This is a genomic window from Acidiluteibacter sp. (assembly GCF_055129545.1).
Genome location: NZ_JBSRUB010000020.1, coordinates 1 through 19,723, shown reverse-complemented (window position 1 = coordinate 19,723; position 19,723 = coordinate 1). Strand labels below are relative to the sequence as shown.

Here is a 19,723-nt window from a genome sequence, read left to right as displayed (position 1 = left end):
TTGTTGCTCAAAACTTGACAGTGTATTTAGATGCTTCTGGTAATGCAATCATCACTGCGGCGGATATTGACAATGGAAGTGCGGATAACTGTTCTTCGATTACATTAGCCATCGATTCTGCCAACTTTGATTGTTCGGAAGTGGGTGCAAACAACGTGAAACTTTACGTGACAGATGCCAGTTCAAACATTGATTCGGCTTCTGTGGTAGTAACGGTTCTTGATACCATTACTCCGACTGTGGTTGCTCAAAACTTGACAGTGTATTTAGATGCAACTGGTAATGCTACTATTACTGCTGCTGATATTGATAATGGAAGTAATGACAATTGCTCTGCAATCACATTGGCTCTGGATTCTGCCAATTTTGACTGTGCTGAAACTGGCGCCAACACCGTGAAATTATACGCCACGGATGCCAATTCAAACATTGATTCTGCTACAAGCATTGTTACTGTTATAGATACATTAATCCCGACCATTAGCGGTTGTCCTGCTAACATTTCTGTGAGTACGGATGCCAATAGATGTGATGCTGTAGTCACTTGGACTGCTCCAACAGCTGCAGACAACTGTATCCTAGATTCATTGGTGAGCAACTTTACTCCAGGAAGTACATTCCCGCTTGGTGTGACCACCATCACTTATATTTCTTATGATCCATCAATGAACACGGATACTTGTCAGTTTACCATTACGGTAACTGATACTGAGGACCCAGTTATATCGGGTGCTCCTGCTCCTATCGCTGTAAACAACGATGCTGGTAATTGTTCTGCCATCGTTAATTGGACCTTACCAACTGCTGCTGATAATTGTACGTTGGATTCATTGGTTGGAAATTACATTCCTGGTGCTATTTTCCCTGTTGGAACTACTACAGTAACGTATATCGCTTATGATCCTGAAATGAATACGGACACCATTAATTTTGACATTACAGTTTCTGATAATGAAGCACCCGTAATTACTTGCCAAGCTGACACCAATACCTGTGATCCTGTAGTGAACTATATCACTCCAACAGCTACGGACAATTGTCCTACTGTAACCGTCTCTCAGATTGCCGGATTGGCTAGTGGTTCTACTTTCCCATATGGAACAACAACTAACACTTTCGTTGCTGAAGATGCAGTTGGAAATAAAGATACGTGCTCATTTACTGTTACTGTATTTGAAGCTCCAAGTGCTGCTATTGCAGGTGTCGATACCAATATTTGTGAATCTACTTATCCATTATCAGCTGAAGCAATAACGGTAGGCAGTGGACTTTGGACTTCGCCTGATGCGACTGTTAGTTTTGTGGACAACACTGCTCCAGTTACAACGGCTTCTAATCTAAAAAGAGGAGATAACTTGTTAATTTGGACTGTTACAAATGGCGTTTGTGATTCACAAATCGATACTGTAATCGTTACTTACGATAGTGATCCAACCATTGCTAACGCAGGTTCTGACATTATCCTTTGTGAAGAAAACCTTGCCACCTTCGATGCAAATACACCTGTCATTGGAAATGGGGTTTGGAGTATCCTTTTAGGTAATGGACAATTTGCCAATGTGAATGATCCGACTACTGATGTAGAGGTTACCGACAATAGTTTCAACTCATTTATTTGGACCATCTCTAACGGAACTTGTGCTTCAAGTAGCGATACCATCAATGTAAAAGCAGCATCCAACCCAACTGCTAATGCAGGTGATAGTGTTTTCATCTATAAAGATGATGGAGTAAAATTGAATGTTGAATCTGATTCTACTAACCTGTCTTATGTTTGGACGCCTTCGTTCAGTATTGAAGGCAGCAATACCGTTCGATCACCTTTCGCACGCCCTTCTGAAACAACTGAATATACAGTTATTGTGACAACTAACGATGGTTGTTTTGGAACCGATAGAATATTAGTAACTGTTTCTGATCTATTAAAAATTCCAACTGCATTTACTCCTGATGGAGATGGTGTGAATGATACTTGGGACATTAAGAATACTGAAGAGTTTGCTTCTGTGGAAGTGATTGTCTACAATGGAAATGGAAATGAAGTTTTCTCTTCTTCTAATTACTTGCCATGGGATGGTAAGTATGAAGGAAAAGACTTGGGAATAGGCTCTTACTATTATGTAGTAAAAGTAACGGACCAAGACGGAAAGAATTCAGTGAAAACTGGTATCGTATCCATTTTAAGATAATAATAAGACTTGCTTTAAATTAATATAAAGATGAAAAATACAATTACAATTTTAGCAATTGGTTTATTCAGCATAGTGTCCTTAAAAGCACAAATAACTGAACAGTACACCATGTGGAATCTCAATCATTTTTTAGTCAACCCTGCAGCTGCAGGAAACAGTGACTACCTGGACGTTTCTTTAGGATTCAGAAGACAATGGGCTGGAGTTACTGATGCTCCAACTACATTTTATGGCACCGGCCACACAGTGTTGAATGGACCTAAGATTTCTGAACGATCTGCATTAAGAATTAGTAATTCTTCTACTTCTAAAGCAAAGCCAAGATTGAAACATGCCTTGGGAGCAAAAATTGCCTCGATTGAAAATGGAGCTTTTAGAAAAAGTGAAGGGCTGGTTTCTTATGCTTTGCATTTACCAATAACTAGAGACTTATACCTTTCTTTTGGATTATCGGCAGGGATGACCAATATGGGTTTTGATGAATCTAAAGCTGAAGTGCTTGATGTTAATGATAGAACCGCTGAGGCCTATGCTTTCGGTCAAAATCAGAACATGCTTAATTTAAACGCAGGAACTTACCTCTATTCCGATAAATTTTATGTGGGTTATTCAGCAAGCGATTTGTTGCAAAATAAATTGGATTTGATTGAAACTACTGCTACTTTAAATGAGCGATCGCAATTAAAAATAAAACACCAAATAATCGCTGGTTACCATTTTGATTTAAACAATGATTATAGAATCTCTCCAGCAGTTTTAGTAAAGCAATCAGGAGTTTCTCCTGTTAGTTATGACATCAATACGACGTTAACATACAAACAATGTATTTCTATCGGTGCTGCCTACAGAAGCGAAGATGCTGTTTCTGCTTTATTGGGATTTAAATTTAATCACCTTCTTAAAGCTGGATATGCTTATGATTTTTCATTGTCTGACATTCGAAAACAATCCAGTGGGAGTCATGAAATTTTAATCGGAATCACTTTATTCTAAGAGCATTCTATTTCAAAAAATAAGTTATAATCATGATAAGATCCTTACTCCTTTTCATTTCACTTTTCTTTATCGGTGCACTCCATGCGCAATTTATTTTGCCGGAATTTGAAACACCGGTAAAATTAGAAACAATCAACAGTGCTTCCGAAGAGAGCTTGCCGATGCCCTATCAAAAAGGCGATAACATGTACTTTGTGAGAACTGCTGTTCTCGGAAATATGAGACAGAGAAGTAAAGGCCAAGAAGTATGGCAAGCCAAACAAGAAAATGGATCTTGGACAGAACCTACCAACCTTTTCGATGCAGTTAACGACAATGGTAACAATGCCGTAATTGGGACTTCCGAGTATGGCAATCGGGTGTATGTTTTCAATTCTGTGCAAACCAGAAGAAAATTAGCCAAAGGAATCGCCATGACTGAAAGGGATGAAAATGGCAATTGGAGTGATTTACAAAAGTTAGAAATTCCTGGTTTTGAAATTGGTGATGGATTGTATTCCTTTTTCATCAATTCCCATGAAGATGTTTTGCTAATTAGCATGCCTGTAATTGGCGACACAAGTGGCTTTGAAGATTTATATATTTCTACGAAAGACAGCGCAGGAAAATGGCAATCAATTGTGAGTTTAGGCGACAATATAAATACTCCACAAAGTGAATTGAGCCCCTATTTAGCTGACGACAATAAAACGCTTTATTTCTCCAGTACCGGTCATAAAGGACTTGGTGATGCAGATGTTTTTGTTGCTTACAGAACAGGAGACAGTTGGACCGATTGGAGCAATCCCTTGAATATGGGGGCTCCTATAAATTCTCCAAACTTTGATGCTTATTTTATTATTGGGAACAATCAAGAAGTTTACTTTACAAGCAATAGAGGTCAACTATTTAGCGATATCTACTCTTCTAAAATCACTAAAAAGTTGCGATTTATTGGCGATGGTAAAATCATAAATGGAAGGTTTGTATACAATGGCCTCCCTGCGGAAGGAGTTACATTAAATGTCTACGATGAAAATGATCAATTAATTGATCAAGTGATGACCGATGCAAATGGACTTTTTTCTTATGCTAAACTCAACCCTGATGAAAGTTACGTCATCCGTTTGTCTGAAGAGGATGCTGCTGACTATTTAAGAGCTAAAATTTACCTTCTTGATGATGCGGGTAATCCCAAAAAACGATTGTTTTACCTTGGGGCAGATAAAAGCTTTTTAGAAGAAGAACCATTAAGTGATCCCAATGATTTAGTTTCAGGCGTTTTTAAGTACAAAAAATTACCAAAAGCCAATACTGCACTTGTTTTATTGGATGAAAACGGAGAGCCAATGGACACCATTTATACTGACGCAGAAGGTAGGTTTCAATACAATAAAATTGCCTTTGATAAGGCTAGCAGCGTCCGTCCAATTGGAATGACTGATGAGGAATTGGTTGATGCTAATCTCTACTTTGATGGTGATAAGAACAAAAAGATGACAGTGCTTAGTGCGGATAAAAATCAATTGCTCTTAAAATCTATTGAAGACGATTCGGAAATTTTAAAAGGTGTTTTTGAGTTTAAGAAATTACCCGTGGCCAATGCGGGATTGGTGGTTTGGGATGAAAATGGATTTCCTGTAGACACCATTTACACCGACGATAATGGAAATTTTACCTACAAGAAAATAAAAACAGATGTCATTTATTCTCTTAGGCCTTTAAATATGGACCCTGAAGATATGGATGACGCAATCATTTATTTAATTGATGATGAAGATAAAGTGATTGCAAAGTCAGACAATAGCAATGAATTCCCATTTTTGATGGTGCCTTACACCGAAGGAGATGAGATTATTTATACGGATATCAATAAAATTGCAAAACTAACAGACCTTAAAAAGGAAGAGCAGCCGAAGGAGAAAATAGTTGAAAAACCAATCCCTTCAAGAAGTACAGAAAATACTGGTGATTATACATTGGACTATCCGTTTAACCAGTTCTACCTTGGAAAAGACGACAAACAAGTGCTTCTAAAGGTGATTTCTTTAATGAAAAAAGATCAGGCAATAAGGGTCAATTTAATCGGCCACACGGACAATGTGGGTAGAGATGAAGTGAATCAGGAAGTGTCTATGCAGCGTGCTGAAGTGGCTAAAAAGTTCATGACAGAACGCAAAATTGCGAGTGATAGAATAACTACGGAAGGAATGGCCGATAGAAAACCAATCGCTACCAATGATACTAAAGAAGGACGAGCAGACAATAGACGAGTGGAAATCTATCTGAAATAGCAAAACATTAACCCCAAATTTTCAAAGCAGCCTCAAGTATTTGGGGCTGCTTTTTTTGTGAGTGATTTTTTGAGCAGTCAGCTATGTGCAAATTTTGCATTATCAATTAAAATAAGCGCTTTTAAAGATAGATTAGATGATTAACAGATCTCATTTAATCGAAAAGTACGCCTCACATTTGTTTTAAAACAACGGCAAAAATCATTTAGAGAAAAGATGAAGTAAAAAATTCCTAGAAGGTTTTGGAACGAATTCCCGACTGAAATACTCTATGCTAATAACTCTCGGAGGGTTAGTAAGCTATTAAATACTAACCCTCCGAGAGTTTGCATTCTATAGCAACAGCATAAACTTATTTACAAAGACATAATGAATGTATACTAAACAAAAAAGGCTCTAAAGTATGTCACCTTAGAGCCTTCTAATATTATTTTATTGATTAACCATCTAAAGCGGCAGCACCACCTACGATTTCTAATATTTCATTTGTAATGGCAGCTTGACGTGCCTTATTGTAAACCAACTTAAGGTCATGAATCATTGTTCCAGCGTTGTCTGTTGCTTTATGCATTGCTGTCATACGAGCACCATGCTCAGAAGCAAAACTATCTAACATTGATTTGTAAAATTGAATCTTCAATGATTTCGGAATCAACTCAGTTACAATAACCTCTTTGTTTGGTTCAAAGATATAATCTGAGTTACTGTTTTTATCATCGCTCTCAGTCTCTAAAGGAACGATAGGCAAAAATTGCTCTACGATTACATTTTGAACAGCAGCATTCACAAACTCATTGTAAACAACCAAAATTCTGTCAAATTGCTTGTAAGTATAAGATCTCATGATCGCTTCAGCAACACGACTTACATTCTCAAAAGACAAATCATCATACAACTCATTCAACTTATTAGGAAGCGTTGTTCCTTTAATGTTGTATTCCGTTTTTTTGTAAAAATCATCTGCCTTCTTACCAATCGCTAAAACGGTAATGTTCTTACCAGAAAGCTCGTTGTTAATCAAACCATTGGTTGCTTTAATAATGTTTGTATTAAAAGCTCCTGCTAAACCTCTATTTGAAGTAATGGCAACAACTAACACATTATTTACATCACGTTGAACTGCATAAGGACTGCTATTGTCATCATCAGAATTTGAAGATAAGTCCTGCAATAATTCCTTCAGCTTTTCAGCATAGGGCTTCATTTGAGTGATAGCATCTTGCGCTCTCTTCAACTTTGCTGCTGAAACCATCTTCATCGCAGATGTAATCTGACGTGTTGATGATACTGATGTAATTCTACTACGTATTTCTTTTAAATTGGCCATATTCGATATTCAAAAACTACCTTCTCACTTTCTAAATAAACGATCTATAATCGTCTTTTGAACAACTGAAAATAAAAGAACAACTAACCTTCCTTAATAGAAAGCTTTTACTTATTCTTAAATTTTGCACTTAGCTCCTTTGCAACAGTCTCTAAAACTGTAATCTCTGCTTCAGTATACTTACCTGATTTCAATGCATCTAAAGTATCCTTATGCTTCGCTTCTAAGAAATCTAAGAATTCAGCTTCAAACTCCCTTACTTTATCCAAAGGCACTTCTCTTAAAAGACCTTTTGTACCTAAGTGAATGATTGCTACCTGCTTTTCAACAGTCATTGGAGAGTTTAATCCTTGTTTCAAGATCTCTACGTTTCTAGCACCTTTCTCAATTACAGACTTTGTAGTGGCATCCAAATCAGATCCAAACTTAGAGAACGCCTCTAATTCACGGTAAGCCGCTTGATCTAATTTCAAAGTACCTGCTACTTTCTTCATTGATTTAATTTGAGCAGCTCCTCCAACACGTGATACCGAAATACCTACGTTAATCGCAGGACGAACACCTGAAAGGAATAAGTTAGACTCCAAGAAAATCTGACCATCGGTAATCGAAATTACGTTGGTTGGAATGTATGCAGAAACGTCACCAGCTTGAGTTTCAATAATTGGCAATGCAGTAATAGAACCGCCACCTTTTACTTTACCTACCAATGAAGGAGGTAAATCATTCATTTGAGATGCGATTTCATCCGATGAATTCAATTTTGCTGAACGCTCCAATAATCTAGAGTGCAAGTAAAATACATCACCAGGATATGCTTCACGACCTGGAGGACGTCTCAACAATAGAGAAACTTCACGGTAGGCAACCGCTTGTTTTGATAAATCATCAAATACAATTAATGCAGGACGTCCAGTATCTCTGAAATATTCTGCAATCGCCATACCTGTAAATGGAGCATAAAACTGCATTGGAGCAGGATCAGAAGCATTTGCAGCTACGATAGTTGTATAGGCCATTGCTCCTGCATCTTGTAACGTTTTTACAATCCCTGCAACAGTAGAACCTTTTTGTCCGATAGCCACATACACACAGTAAACTGTTTCGCCTCTATCGTAAAATTCTTTTTGATTGATAATAGTATCAATTGCTACTGATGTTTTACCCGTCTGACGGTCACCAATAATCAACTCACGCTGACCTCTTCCTACTGGAATCATTGAGTCAATCGCTTTGATACCTGTTTGTAAGGGCTCACTTACCGGCTGACGATAAATTACACCAGGTGCTTTACGTTCAATTGGCATTTCAAAAGTTTCACCTTCTATTGGTCCACGACCATCAATAGGTGTCCCTAATGTATCTACTACTCTACCAAGCATACCTTCACCCGTTTTGATAGATGCAATTCTACCTGTACGTTTTACAGTATCCCCTTCTTTTACTAATGTAGACGAACCCAATAGTACAGCACCGATATTGTCCTCTTCTAAGTTCAATACGATCCCCATTAATCCATTGTTGAATTCAATTAGCTCTCCAGATTGAACTTGAGACATACCGTAAATTCTAGCAATACCATCTCCTACTTGAAGAACAGTACCTACTTCTTGTAGATCAGCTTCGGATTTAAATCCTGCCAATTGTTGCTTTAAGATTGCAGAAACTTCTGCTGGTTTAACTTCAGCCATTTTTATATTGTATTTATTATATGCTAATTTATGCGTTTAGAAATTCTCTTTCTATTCGATTAAGTTTTGATTTCACACTCTCATCCAGCTGTATGTCTCCCATTCTAAGAATGGCTCCTCCAATAATAGACGAATCAATGTGTTCAACAAGTTCCACTTCGCTTAAGTGGTTTGCAGATTTAAGGTCAGTAGCCATTTTTGTTTTTAGCTCCGGCGAAAGCACCTCTGCTGTAGTTACATGAACTGTTGCAATACCCTTTTCTTTTTTGTAAAGATTGACAAATGCTTCTGTCATTTCACCTAAAACTTTTGCTCTATTCTGACGAATCACTAAGCCCATAAAGTTCATAGTTAATCCATCCACTTTACCATTGAATATAGCGTTAATAATCGCTAACTTTTTCTCATCAGTTAATATTGGGCTTTTTAACATAAGTGAAAGGTCTTTACTCTCACCGATTAGTTGATGCAACATCACCATATCAGAATATACGATATCTAACAAAGATTGCTCTTTTGCTAGAAGCATAATCGACTTGGCATAACGTGCAGCTACTCTTGGCTCTTTCATCTTCGATTCAGATTAGTTTAATTTTGCATTCTTCATTGCTTCCTCAACAAATATATTTTGCTGATCCTTTGAAGACAATTCTGCTTTTAAAATTTTCTCTGCCACTAGAATAGATAATTCTGCAACCTGAGTTTTAATCTCTGCAATTGCAGCAGATTTCTCGTTACGGATAGCTTCTCTTGACGCTGCTATCACTTTATCAGCTTCAACAGTTGCACGTTCTTTTGCTTCTGCGATGATGCTTTCTTTTACTTCACGAGCTTCTTTCAACATTTTATCTCTTTCCATGCGAGCTTCAGCTAACAACTTCTCGTTGCTCTCCTTCAAATCTCTCATTTGATTCTTTGCCTTTTCCGCTGCTTTCAAAGCATCTTCAATAGACTCTTCTCTTTCCTTAATGGAATTAAGAATAGAAGGCCAAGCAAATTTACCAAGTACAAAAACCACAATTAAGAATGCGATTGTTGTCCAAATTACTGTTCCAAAACTTACTGATAACATATCTTTATTTTAAAAATATTTGTTCTTTCTAATTTTAAAAGTGAGCCTTAGCCAACCGCTAAGAACTCACTTTAACTTTTTTTAGCCTAATACAACTAAAAGACAAACGATTACTGCAAATAATGCAACACCTTCAATAAGTGCTGCTGCAACGATCATTCCCGCTCTGATATCACCAGTAGATTCAGGCTGACGAGCCATAGACTCAAGCGCTGAAGCACCAATTTTACCAATACCTAATCCAGCTCCAATTGCAGCTATTCCAGCACCTACACCTGCTAAACCTGCAGCTGACATTGCTTCTAATAAAATTGCTAATAATTCCATTTTGTAGAATTTATATAATTAATAAAAAAGAGACAAATTAATGATGTGGTTCTTCAACGGCAGATCCAAAATAAATGGCTGCTAATAAAGTAAACACATATGCTTGTAGAAATGCTACTAGCAATTCTATAAAGTTCATAAATACCATAAACAAGGTAGAACCGATTCCAATTCCGTAACCTGCAGTTGCGCTTTGCTCACCAAAGATAAAAATCAAAGCGACAAATGCTAAAATAATAATGTGTCCTGCAGTAATGTTTGCAGTTAAACGCACCATTAATACAGCTGGCTTAATAAAAATTCCAGCGATTTCAATTGGCACCAATATCAATTTAATTGGCACTGGCACATCAGGAGGCCAAAGTATATGCATCCAATAATGTTTATTTCCTTTGATTGTAGTAATAATAAACACTACTGCTGCTAAAACAATTGTTATGCTTAATGTACCTGTAATGTTTAATCCTCCTAAAAATGGAATCAATCCCAATAAGTTACTGATCCAAACAAAGAAAAATACAGTCAATAAGAAAGGCATAAACTTATCTGCATGCTTCCCTATAGAAGGACGCGCTACTTCATCTCTAATGAATAAAACCAACGGCTCAATAAATGACTGAATCCCTTTTGGAGCAGCAATCCCTCTTTTCTTATACCCTTTTGAAACATTAAAGAAAACAAGGAACATAATTGCGATAGTTAAAAAGATACCAGCTATATTTTTTGTAATTGAAAGGTCCAAAAATACCGCCTTATTCGCAATTCCACCTTTTTCGTCGAAAGCAATCCCACCATTTTCTGCAGCGTAATAAATATGCTCGTGAGACATTACAAAACCATCGTGCTCATAATAATGAACCGAAGCGTTATTTGCAGTATCCTCTGCATGTTGTTCATTGTGGTAAAAATGAGAAGATGAAAAGATTTTAAATCCCTCATCTGTTTTCAAAATAACTGGCAAATAAATATTTAAATCACCAATTAAATGTATTTCGTGTGCATCAGAAATGTGATGCATTATCATTTCTCCAGCCTTGAAACTTCCTTTTTCACCCTCTGAAGAACTTGCCTTCACCGAATTTAAAGCAAGGAAACCAACTAAAATTAAGGCACTCCTCTGAATTAAGAGCTTGATTGTGTTAGACTTAAATTTCATTATGTATAAACGTTTACAGGTCTTGGTTTTTCGACTGCAAAAGTAGTGAATAAAAAAAGATTTTTAAAAATAATAATGCGCATTTTATGCATTATCTGACTTCTTCCCATTTTTTAAATGAGGAAGAATTGATGCTATACTCAAAAAGGTATAACCAAAATAGAGTACCATAAAGGTTACAGCCAAGGGAATTTTATCTGCTCTATTGAACCAAATCACCACCAACATGATTCCTAAGGCGATAAATAATTTTATGGTCATTAATCCCATAAAGTAAGTGACAAAGAGTTGCGGTCGATTATTCATCTGCTTCATCATCCACCAATGAGTGATTAGTGTGATAAAAATGAGGAAGCCATAGAATACCCCATATAGGTTGGTCAATTCAAGATCTAATTTTTGAAAAGAAAAATACTGAATAGTAAAAAGCAACACACTAAGTACTGCCAATTTGAGGATAAATTTATTCATTATCGAATAAAATCTTTGATTAAAAAGTAGAGGGCCGCTGCAACACCTAAAATTGATCCCACCAAGGTAAATACGGGAGTTTCCATCGCAAAACGCTCATCTAACTCTCGACCACCAAACACTCCGACCAATATAGTAATGGCCATTTGAGTAGCCATTCCTGAATATTTTATAAAATCGTTAGGCGGTTTTTTCTTGCCCTTTTCTGTCATTTGAACTTTCAATGCCCTTTACTACTGCGCCCATTTTACAATTCCCTGAGAAATTTGCTCCTGGTTCAATTTGCAGTTTATTGGTGTTGATGTCACCCACTAAATTTGAAGTACTCTTAAGTGTCAATAATTCTTTCACAGAAATACTGACTTTTACAGAGCCTGAAATGTCTGCATTCTTACAAGTAATAGTTCCTTCAATCACTCCACCTTCACCAACTACTACTTTTCCGTCGCAGTTTAAAGTGCCTTTCAGCTTTCCATCTATTCGAATGTCCCCCTTGCAAGTGATGTCGCCTACGATATCTGTACCTTGACGAATAATATTTATCGCCGAAGTATCGGTTTCATTATTTCTAGCCATATTTCCTATTGATTTTTTAAACATTGCTATTCGTATTGCTGCAAATATATGATAATTGATAAGTATTCAACATCCTTTTACTGTTTGTAATTCGCGTTAAAGAATGTTATATATTCAGAAAAGTTTTTATCCTTAAACAACATTCTTAGGTTTTCATTGGTGATGGCGTATGTAATTCCATTTGTAATTTCAGCAATATCTGAAGTTCTGGTTAACAAATTAAAATAATTCATCGCTTGCGCCTTATTGTCGAAGCTTCGGATCATTAACATATTCTGGTTGCTTCCAATTAATATTTTAGACACTTCAAACTTTTCATTTCTAAAGAATTGCTCATTAAAAATTGATACTTGATTCTTTAAAACGTCATTTTTATTGTTTTTATCATCTACTTCAATTAATATGATGTGGCTATCATCTGCATTCATTACATAGCTACTCTTTTTGGGTGCAGCAGGCGCAGCATTGTTACTGTTGATATAATCCAATATACTTTGGGCTTGTTCTTTTACCGGATCATTAGGATGGTTCGCAATAACAGCACTTAACTCTTTCTTAAATTCTTCTAATGGTCTAATTTTTCCAACAGCCTTTGCCCTTAAATAGTCAAATTTTGCTTTCAGGTGATCGCTGTTAAAAACTGAATCGGCTTTATCACAACTACTAATTACGTCTCCATATAAACCATACTCATATAATCTATAGGTGGCCGTATAAAATGATTCCACTTTCTCTTTGGTCGCCTTTGTTTGCTTATTATAATTCGGATTTTTAATAATGTAAGCATACTCACTAAAAGGATGGTTTTCTAAGACCCAATCTTTGTGTTTTTCAGCTAAAGCTTTCTCATCTTGTTTCAAATAAATTCGATACAATTGGTAATGTGCCGGAAGGGCTAATTGACTAGTATCATATTGATCAACAATTCGTTCAAAAGCTTTTATCCCACTAGGAAGATCCTCAAATGACTCCTTGAAAATTAGACCTATGTTGTATAGAGCTTCTACTACCTTTCCGTGTGCAGCTAACTTTTCATTATAGTCTTTCGGGATGTTTTTTAAGTAAGTGTCTTGGTCCAATTTCGGGTCAGCGACTTTTACTCCACCATTAGCTGCCGCAGCTACATCACTTTGTCCATCTCCTACTTCTATTGGATCAGGAAATGCTGATTGCTTGTTTGATCGTCTCCAATTGTCTTGCAATTTTCGATCGCCCCATATTTTTTTAAATTCTGCTAATCCAAAAGCCATAGAGGTGGGGTTATAAAAATACCATCCATTTGATGTGCCTGGGATATTTACCGCCGATCGACCTCCATTTTGAGCTGCAAAAAGTGCCGCTTCCTCTGCCAGTCTTGCCCGTTCTTTCTCTGCTTTGTACTCCGAAATAATATCATTGACCAATCGCTTCTGCTCCTTCTCACTTAAGTTAGAAACCTTTAACAAACTATCTTGTAACTGAACTATTTTTAAATTCTTTACCAATTCTAACAAACTTTTATTCTTCTCATCGGCCAAAAAATAGGCTTCATGATCTTGTGGTAAATAAATAGTTGTGCTGTCGTAATATGCCTGCGCGTTGATATAATCAGGACGATCAAAATAGATTCCTGCCAACTTATAATAAGACAAGGCTTTTTGTTTCACATTAACTGTGCTTACTTGAGCCGACTTTTTAAGGTATTGCACTGCCAAAGGTTCATCTTTCTGAGTAATGGCCAATTCCGCTAAAGCGAAATAAATTTGATCAAAGAACTCTTCATTTTTAGAGTCTTTCAGCATTTTTCGTAACTGCTTTTTAATGTCATCCGCATTGTTTGAGGCAACATCGTAAGCTATCGCTCTATTAATTTTACAATTGAATGCCATTACATAATCAGGTCGCAACGATAAAACATCAGCGTATAATTCATTGGCCTTTTTCAAATACCCTTTTTTCTGATACAATTGTGCCAAAACGTATGTATACCTCCGTTTGCTTCTTTTATCATCAGTCAGCTTTATCGCATCTTCCAATCTAAGAATTGCCTTTTCGATATCTTTATCCTTTTTCAATAAGTAATCAGCATAAATGGCATTGTACAAACCCTCTTTCTCCTTGGGAAACCTCACATCATCTTCCAAAAGTCGCGTATAAGTATCAACCTTTTCCCAATCTTTCTGCTCGATCAGAGTCTTTATCAACCACAATAAACCATCGTATCGAATAGGTTCCTTCTTAAATGCTTGGTATATATATAGAAAAGTTTCTTCGGCAGAAACCAACATTCCTTTATTAAATTGTGCTTGACCTACTAGATAATAGGTATCATCAATCCACTTGACATGCTCTTTCTTTCGCTGATAAATAGAATGCCGCTCAATTACTTTAGAAGCTTTTTCAATCACCACATCCATCTGAGGAATCATGGCTTTAGATTGCTCTTCTGTTGGATATATAAATATGGGAAGTACTTGAGAATAATCATCTTTATGGTTTTCAATCAGCTTCTTATTTTCTGCCTTTAGAATTTCACGCGCATTAAAATAACCATTGTAATGGGAAACCAAGTTGTGATAGTTTCTGCTCATAAACGTATTCTTTTTAGTGGAACACGAAGCTAAAACTGTCATAAACAAGACAATAATTAAGGTTTTAAAAGAAAATAGTTGATTATTACTTCTCAATTTAAACAAGTTAGTTTAGGGCAACGACTATAACTCCAATTCAGTAATTTTATTACCCTATTTTAAAAAGAGGGCTAAATTAATTATAATCATTCTATTTTATAGAATACTACTTTTACCATTCCACGCATTTATTCGGATATTTGCGGCAATTGATTAAAAATGGCTGAACACAAACAAAAAAAGAAAAAATTCTTTAAGCGACTTAAAAATAAGTACCGCTTAGTTATTCTCAATGACACGACTTTCGAAGAAAAGCTATCTTTTCGATTATCGCCAATGAATGTGTTCATTTCATTTATAGCTGGTTCCTTTTTATTAATCACGTTTATTACTATATTAATTGCCTTTACACCACTTCGCGAATTTATTCCTGGTTATACCGATGTTACTTTACGTCAAAATTTAACCAACATGGCGCTTCAAGTAGACTCTTTAGAAAATGACTTAACTGTAAAGCAACACTATCTCAATAATTTAAGATTAATCATACAAGGAAAATTACCTAGCGATACTTTACTAAACGATTCAGGGCTAGTTCCTCAATATGACCAAGATGCTCGTAAAGCTACCAAAGAAGATTCCTTATTTAGGGATTATGTAGAAAAAGAAGACGCCTTTAATATTTCAAATGACAAATCAGGAAAAAACTCAAATCCATTGAGTGGAACCTACTTTTTCAATCCATTAAATGGTTTAGTGACCGGACATTTTGAGCCTAAAAAAGGGCACTTTGGAGTAGATATCGTGGCCCCAGAAAACGAAGCCATCAAAGCCACCCTGAAAGGAGTAGTGATTTTTGCAGGTTGGACTTCAGAAACTGGTCATGTTATCAGTTTACAACACGAAAATAATTTAATATCAACATACAAACACAACTCGGTATTGTTGAAAGAATTGGGAGACGTCGTGAAAGCTGGTGATGCTATTGCAATTATTGGAAATTCCGGTGAATTAACTGACGGTCCTCACCTACACTTTGAATTGTGGTACAATGGAGCAGCATTAAATCCAGAACAATACATCAACTTAAAATAATTATGGGAGTTAAATCATTTTTGAGTAAACCCTTCGCCAAAATAGAGGTGGCTAAAATTAAGAAGTGGAGCTCCTCTCCCATCCAAACACAGGAAAAACAATTCGCCCAATTAATTGAAAGAGCAAAAAATACTCGATTCGGAAAAGATCATGGTTTTGATCGAATCAAATCTTATCAAGACTTTAAAAATCAAGTTCCAGTAACCGATTACGAAGGATTAAAACCCTACATCGATCTAATAAAAAGTGGGGAATCGGATGTGTTGTGGAAAGGTGTACCGATCTACTTTTGTAAAACTTCTGGAACGACATCAGGTACCAAATATATCCCCATCACAAAAGAATCCATTTCCAACCATATAGATGCTGCTCGAAATGCAATCTTATGTTACATCGAAGAAACTGGAAAAGCTAATTTTGTTGATCACAAAATGATATTTCTTCAAGGTAGTCCCGTGTTGGATACCTCTGGTAAAATTCCAACAGGACGACTATCAGGAATAGTGGCACACCACGTACCCAATTATTTACAAAAAAACAGAATGCCCTCTTTTGAAGTCAACTGCATCGAAGATTGGGAAACTAAAGTTGACGCTGTTGCCAAAGAAACCATGAAAGAAGACATGGCACTCATTAGTGGCATTCCACCATGGGTGCAAATGTATTTTGAACGGTTGCTGAAACTGACAGGTAAAAAAGAAATCAAAGAAGTTTTTCCAAAGTTTTCGCTATTCATTTATGGTGGTGTTAATTATACTCCTTACCAAACAGTGTTTAAAAAACTAATTGGAAAAACGATTGACTCGATTGAATTGTATCCAGCCTCGGAAGGGTTTATCGCATTTCAAGATTCTCAAAAAGCGGAAGGCATGTTGCTGAATTTAAATGCAGGAATTTTTTATGAGTTTATTCCAGCTGATGAGTTTTACGATGAGAATCCAACTCGGATCAATTTAAAAGATGTAAAATTAGGAATCAATTACGCATTGATTTTAAATAGCAACGCAGGCCTATGGGGATATAATATTGGTGATACTGTGAAATTTGTTTCTACTGCACCTTATCGGATTATTGTGTCAGGAAGAATTAAACATTTTACCTCGGCATTTGGCGAACACGTTATTGCAGAAGAGATTGAAAGTGCTATAAACGCAACCACTGAGTTGATAGATTCTTCAATCAATGACTTTCATTTAGCCCCACAAGTCAATCCAAATGAAGGGGAATTGCCTTACCATGAATGGTTTATTGAATTTAATCAAGAGCCCGCAAATTTGGCTAAGTTTAGTGAAGAGCTTGACCTTCAATTGCAGAAGAGAAACAGCTATTATGCAGATTTAATTCAAGGAAATATTTTGCGCCCATTGGTGATTCGAAAAATGAAAACGAATGCTTTTCAAGATTATATGAAATCAATTGGCAAATTAGGAGGGCAGAATAAGTTACCTAGATTGTCGAATGATCGGAATATAGCAGAACAGATTTCGAATCATATTATGCCATAAAATCAAGCAATTATATTACCACTCAAGCTGTGGTACATTTATTGAAATACTGAAAAACATGAAAAAAATACTAATCGCCTTCATTACTTGTTTTCCAATAATAGTAACTGCACAAGACTTCATCAATAAATCAGTTTTCGATTTGGGTGAAATAGAAAAGCTAAACCAAGAGGTAATCGACATCAACATCACGAATAGCACTGCCGAAAAGATGTATTTATTGCGCATTGATGGTGTTGAAAATTTTGAGGTAAAATACACCTCAAAGTCTTTTGAGATAGGTGAAGCACAAGTGTTACGATTTAAATACAAGCCAAAGAAAAAAGGTAAATTTTCAGAGGATGTTCAACTGTTTTTTAGTTCAAATCAAGAGCCAACAGCTATTACCATAAAAGGAGAAGTGCTTACCGTTCCTAAAAATTTATTGCAGGCTTGCCCCGATTTTAGACAAATAGCCACTGCTCCAGCAGTAAGTTTTCCACAAGAAAAAGCAAAAATAAAAGTGGCTTATGTCAATTTTCAAAGCAATAATACTTTCGTAGAAGAAAAAGTAGAAACACCCATTTTAGCCACTCAAATCGAAGAGCCAGAGGAAATTAAGATTACACCACTTCCTGCTACTTTAGCGCCGCCAAAACCAATTACTCCAAAAACTCCTAAAGTGGAAACGATACAAACCATGGTGGAAGAAGAACCCGAAATAATAATTCCCATTTCAACTCCACTGAATGAGTTATCTCGCAATGAATTCAAGCCTAACAATATCATTTTTTTGATTGATGCATCTATGTCAATGGGGAAAAATGACAAGTTGGAATTACTAAAAAGCTGCATGAAGGAAATGCTCATACCTTTGCGCGAAATTGATAAAATTGCAATAGTTACTTACAATGACGAAGCTCATCTCATTTTACCCTCTACTACGGCCAACAATAAACCCTTCATAAAATCTAGTTTGGATAGCATTGTAGCAGGTGGATTTACTTCCGGAAACAAAGGATTGATAAAAGCTTATGAAGTGGCCAACACCACATATATTGAAGGAGGTAATAACCAGATATATTTAGTGACAGATGGTGCTTTTAAAATCGGAGAAAAAAATGAAAGCATTCCTAGAATGATAAAAGAAGGTACCGAAAAAGGCATCTACATTACCACTGTAGGGATTAAAAATGAGCGATGGACAGAAAAAATATTGAAAGACATCTCCAAAAATGGCTCAGGAAGCTACGTAAAAATAGATGATGTAAACGACATAGATGCCCTATTGAATCAACTGAAAGAACAATCGTTAATAGTGAAAAAGTAGAATCAATTTAGTTAACTTATTAGTCACTATTCACAGTCCTGCAAGGTCGAATAAAAGAATTTTGAAGTATCTTTTTCTCAAGTAAAACCCCTTTAAAACTCATACCTATAATAGAGTTTAAACACCACTACACCTCCCATATTCACGAGCTTACTTTCTGGAAAGTTTGTGCTGTCCGTATATGGAGTAACTAAAGCCCCACCCATAAATTCGTCTACTTTATTTCCATCATCGTCATAAACGGTTAAGGTGTGCAAATTAGAATATTTTGGCATTTCAACACCGGGTGTCAAATCAAATGAATACACTTTTGATGGGTCAGCATTGACAATAGTAGAAGGACTTTCCCATAATTTTTTGGCTGCTTGATAAAATGTAACATGCAAATCAGGACGGTCTAAAGAGTCCCAGACCGTGCTATCCAATCTCAATCCTGGAAACTTTAACAATTCTATTTTAGTAACCATCATTTTCTCAGGATCCAATTGTTCATCGCATTTGTATCCTTTATATCCTGTTGGACAGGCACAAACTCCTTGGACATAAGTCTGATATGAATTACAAGGACTAATAAACTCTTCTTCTTCCTTTTTACAACTAGAGAAGGTCACTATCGCTCCCATTAAAAAAACTAAAAATACTCGAATTTGATTGGTATTATTCGTCATACACCTACTGTTCATGTTTCATGCAATTAATTGAATACAAACATATTAAATTTAATTCCCTTTTTTTTATTTGGTAAGAAGATTTTATTACTCCAATAATTAAATTACAAGTATATAAAAATTAGGTATTTAAGGACTTTATTAACGTATTTGTTAAATAAATGTAACAACATTAGTTGATACTGTCAACTACTTTTAATTTACATTACCTTTGTCGGCTAATATAAAATGAAATGAAACCAATAGAGTCAATTGGCAATCAATTGTTTTTTACATCCAAGATTTATAACAATCAATTAAACAAGCTTTCCAACAGTTTGTTAATAGAACGTCAGACTGTCTCAAAACTCACAATCGTTTGTTGATTACAATTCTTAAACTTTATGGTTAAAGGTTTGATATTGGTTATCTTTAGGTATGGAATACATTAAAGGAAATCCTCGAGATCAAATCACG

Annotated in this window: 17 protein-coding genes; 6 read left to right on the top strand and 11 right to left on the bottom strand. The window is 36.0% G+C overall.

Going from position 1 to position 19,723, the window contains the following annotated elements; translation table 11 throughout:
• The 3 genes from ACTB0X_RS10645 to ACTB0X_RS10635 all read left to right on the top strand — a co-directional run.
• Positions 1-2,189, top strand: a 2,189-nt coding sequence (locus ACTB0X_RS10645) for an HYR domain-containing protein (RefSeq protein ID WP_463025001.1), incomplete at its 5' end; no start/stop codon positions are given.
• A gap of 30 nt (positions 2,190-2,219) precedes the next feature.
• Complete coding sequence (locus tag ACTB0X_RS10640) at positions 2,220-3,185, top strand: PorP/SprF family type IX secretion system membrane protein (RefSeq protein WP_463025000.1); 966 nt, start codon at positions 2,220-2,222, stop codon at positions 3,183-3,185.
• Positions 3,186-3,217: 32 nt separating this feature from the next.
• The gene (locus ACTB0X_RS10635) at positions 3,218-5,461 is read left to right on the top strand and encodes an OmpA family protein (protein ID WP_463024999.1); all 2,244 of its coding nucleotides are present in this window, start codon (positions 3,218-3,220) and stop codon (positions 5,459-5,461) included.
• 439 nt (positions 5,462-5,900) lie between these two features.
• On the opposite strand, the gene atpG is transcribed toward ACTB0X_RS10635, so the two are convergent.
• The 10 genes from atpG to porW all read right to left on the bottom strand — a co-directional run bounded on the left by atpG (position 5,901) and on the right by porW (position 14,693).
• Positions 5,901-6,788 (bottom strand): ATP synthase F1 subunit gamma, encoded by an 888-nt coding sequence (gene atpG, locus ACTB0X_RS10630; RefSeq protein ID WP_463024998.1) that lies wholly within the window; start codon positions 6,786-6,788, stop codon positions 5,901-5,903.
• Between the two features lie 107 nt (positions 6,789-6,895).
• Positions 6,896-8,479, bottom strand: a complete 1,584-nt coding sequence (gene atpA / locus ACTB0X_RS10625; RefSeq protein ID WP_463024997.1) for a F0F1 ATP synthase subunit alpha — start codon at positions 8,477-8,479, stop codon at positions 6,896-6,898.
• Positions 8,480-8,507: 28 nt separating this feature from the next.
• Positions 8,508-9,050 (bottom strand): ATP synthase F1 subunit delta, encoded by a 543-nt coding sequence (gene atpH / locus ACTB0X_RS10620; RefSeq protein ID WP_463024996.1) that lies wholly within the window; start codon positions 9,048-9,050, stop codon positions 8,508-8,510.
• A 12-nt stretch (positions 9,051-9,062) separates the two neighbouring features.
• A complete protein-coding gene (gene atpF / locus ACTB0X_RS10615; protein ID WP_463024995.1) occupies positions 9,063-9,551 on the bottom strand; it encodes a F0F1 ATP synthase subunit B in 489 nt (162 codons plus the stop codon).
• Positions 9,552-9,632: 81 nt separating this feature from the next.
• A complete protein-coding gene (gene atpE / locus ACTB0X_RS10610; protein ID WP_463024994.1) occupies positions 9,633-9,878 on the bottom strand; it encodes an ATP synthase F0 subunit C in 246 nt (81 codons plus the stop codon).
• A 37-nt stretch (positions 9,879-9,915) separates the two neighbouring features.
• Positions 9,916-11,034 carry a F0F1 ATP synthase subunit A gene (atpB, locus tag ACTB0X_RS10605; RefSeq protein WP_463024993.1) on the bottom strand — a complete coding sequence of 373 codons (1,119 nt, stop codon included), beginning with the start codon at positions 11,032-11,034 and terminating at the stop codon, positions 9,916-9,918.
• Positions 11,035-11,118: 84 nt separating this feature from the next.
• Complete coding sequence (locus tag ACTB0X_RS10600) at positions 11,119-11,505, bottom strand: hypothetical protein (RefSeq protein WP_463024992.1); 387 nt, start codon at positions 11,503-11,505, stop codon at positions 11,119-11,121.
• Positions 11,505-11,717, bottom strand: coding sequence for an AtpZ/AtpI family protein (locus tag ACTB0X_RS10595; protein ID WP_463024991.1), 213 nt, complete (start codon positions 11,715-11,717; stop codon positions 11,505-11,507). The genes ACTB0X_RS10600 and ACTB0X_RS10595 overlap by 1 nt, the downstream gene beginning before the upstream one ends.
• Entirely contained in the window at positions 11,686-12,105 is a 420-nt protein-coding gene (locus ACTB0X_RS10590; protein ID WP_463024990.1) for a bactofilin family protein, read from the bottom strand. Before ACTB0X_RS10590 ends, ACTB0X_RS10595 begins: the two co-directional genes overlap by 32 nt.
• Positions 12,106-12,158: 53 nt before the next feature.
• Positions 12,159-14,693 (bottom strand): type IX secretion system periplasmic lipoprotein PorW/SprE, encoded by a 2,535-nt coding sequence (gene porW, locus ACTB0X_RS10585; protein WP_463024989.1) that lies wholly within the window; start codon positions 14,691-14,693, stop codon positions 12,159-12,161.
• Between the two features lie 216 nt (positions 14,694-14,909).
• On the opposite strand from porW, the gene ACTB0X_RS10580 reads away from it, so the two are divergent.
• The 3 genes from ACTB0X_RS10580 to ACTB0X_RS10570 are packed head-to-tail and all read left to right on the top strand — an operon-like array spanning position 14,910 to position 18,599.
• The gene (locus ACTB0X_RS10580) at positions 14,910-15,785 is read left to right on the top strand and encodes a M23 family metallopeptidase (RefSeq protein ID WP_463024988.1); all 876 of its coding nucleotides are present in this window, start codon (positions 14,910-14,912) and stop codon (positions 15,783-15,785) included.
• Positions 15,786-15,787: 2 nt separating this feature from the next.
• Positions 15,788-17,290 carry a GH3 auxin-responsive promoter family protein gene (locus ACTB0X_RS10575; RefSeq protein WP_463024987.1) on the top strand — a complete coding sequence of 501 codons (1,503 nt, stop codon included), beginning with the start codon at positions 15,788-15,790 and terminating at the stop codon, positions 17,288-17,290.
• A gap of 58 nt (positions 17,291-17,348) precedes the next feature.
• A complete protein-coding gene (locus ACTB0X_RS10570; protein ID WP_463024986.1) occupies positions 17,349-18,599 on the top strand; it encodes a vWA domain-containing protein in 1,251 nt (416 codons plus the stop codon).
• Positions 18,600-18,691: 92 nt separating this feature from the next.
• Here the strand turns inward: ACTB0X_RS10570 and ACTB0X_RS10565 are convergent, their stop codons facing one another.
• Entirely contained in the window at positions 18,692-19,267 is a 576-nt protein-coding gene (locus ACTB0X_RS10565) for a hypothetical protein (RefSeq protein WP_463024985.1), read from the bottom strand.
• Between the last annotated feature and the right edge of the window lie 456 nt (positions 19,268-19,723).

What these genes read in the sequence shown, in the direction of transcription:
- porW (WP_463024989.1), bottom strand. Translation starts at nt 14,693, where the DNA reads ATGACAGTTTTAGCTTCGTGTTCCACTAAAAAGAATACGTTTATGAGC.
- ACTB0X_RS10600 (WP_463024992.1), bottom strand. Translation starts at nt 11,505, where the DNA reads ATGAATAAATTTATCCTCAAATTGGCAGTACTTAGTGTGTTGCTTTTT.
- ACTB0X_RS10640 (WP_463025000.1), top strand. Translation starts at nt 2,220, where the DNA reads ATGAAAAATACAATTACAATTTTAGCAATTGGTTTATTCAGCATAGTG.
- ACTB0X_RS10635 (WP_463024999.1), top strand. Translation starts at nt 3,218, where the DNA reads ATGATAAGATCCTTACTCCTTTTCATTTCACTTTTCTTTATCGGTGCA.
- atpA (WP_463024997.1), bottom strand. Translation starts at nt 8,479, where the DNA reads ATGGCTGAAGTTAAACCAGCAGAAGTTTCTGCAATCTTAAAGCAACAA.
- ACTB0X_RS10595 (WP_463024991.1), bottom strand. Translation starts at nt 11,717, where the DNA reads ATGACAGAAAAGGGCAAGAAAAAACCGCCTAACGATTTTATAAAATAT.
- ACTB0X_RS10590 (WP_463024990.1), bottom strand. Translation starts at nt 12,105, where the DNA reads ATGTTTAAAAAATCAATAGGAAATATGGCTAGAAATAATGAAACCGAT.
- atpB (WP_463024993.1), bottom strand. Translation starts at nt 11,034, where the DNA reads ATGAAATTTAAGTCTAACACAATCAAGCTCTTAATTCAGAGGAGTGCC.
- atpE (WP_463024994.1), bottom strand. Translation starts at nt 9,878, where the DNA reads ATGGAATTATTAGCAATTTTATTAGAAGCAATGTCAGCTGCAGGTTTA.
- atpH (WP_463024996.1), bottom strand. Translation starts at nt 9,050, where the DNA reads ATGAAAGAGCCAAGAGTAGCTGCACGTTATGCCAAGTCGATTATGCTT.
- ACTB0X_RS10570 (WP_463024986.1), top strand. Translation starts at nt 17,349, where the DNA reads ATGAAAAAAATACTAATCGCCTTCATTACTTGTTTTCCAATAATAGTA.
- ACTB0X_RS10565 (WP_463024985.1), bottom strand. Translation starts at nt 19,267, where the DNA reads ATGACGAATAATACCAATCAAATTCGAGTATTTTTAGTTTTTTTAATG.
- ACTB0X_RS10575 (WP_463024987.1), top strand. Translation starts at nt 15,788, where the DNA reads ATGGGAGTTAAATCATTTTTGAGTAAACCCTTCGCCAAAATAGAGGTG.
- ACTB0X_RS10580 (WP_463024988.1), top strand. Translation starts at nt 14,910, where the DNA reads ATGGCTGAACACAAACAAAAAAAGAAAAAATTCTTTAAGCGACTTAAA.
- atpG (WP_463024998.1), bottom strand. Translation starts at nt 6,788, where the DNA reads ATGGCCAATTTAAAAGAAATACGTAGTAGAATTACATCAGTATCATCA.
- atpF (WP_463024995.1), bottom strand. Translation starts at nt 9,551, where the DNA reads ATGTTATCAGTAAGTTTTGGAACAGTAATTTGGACAACAATCGCATTC.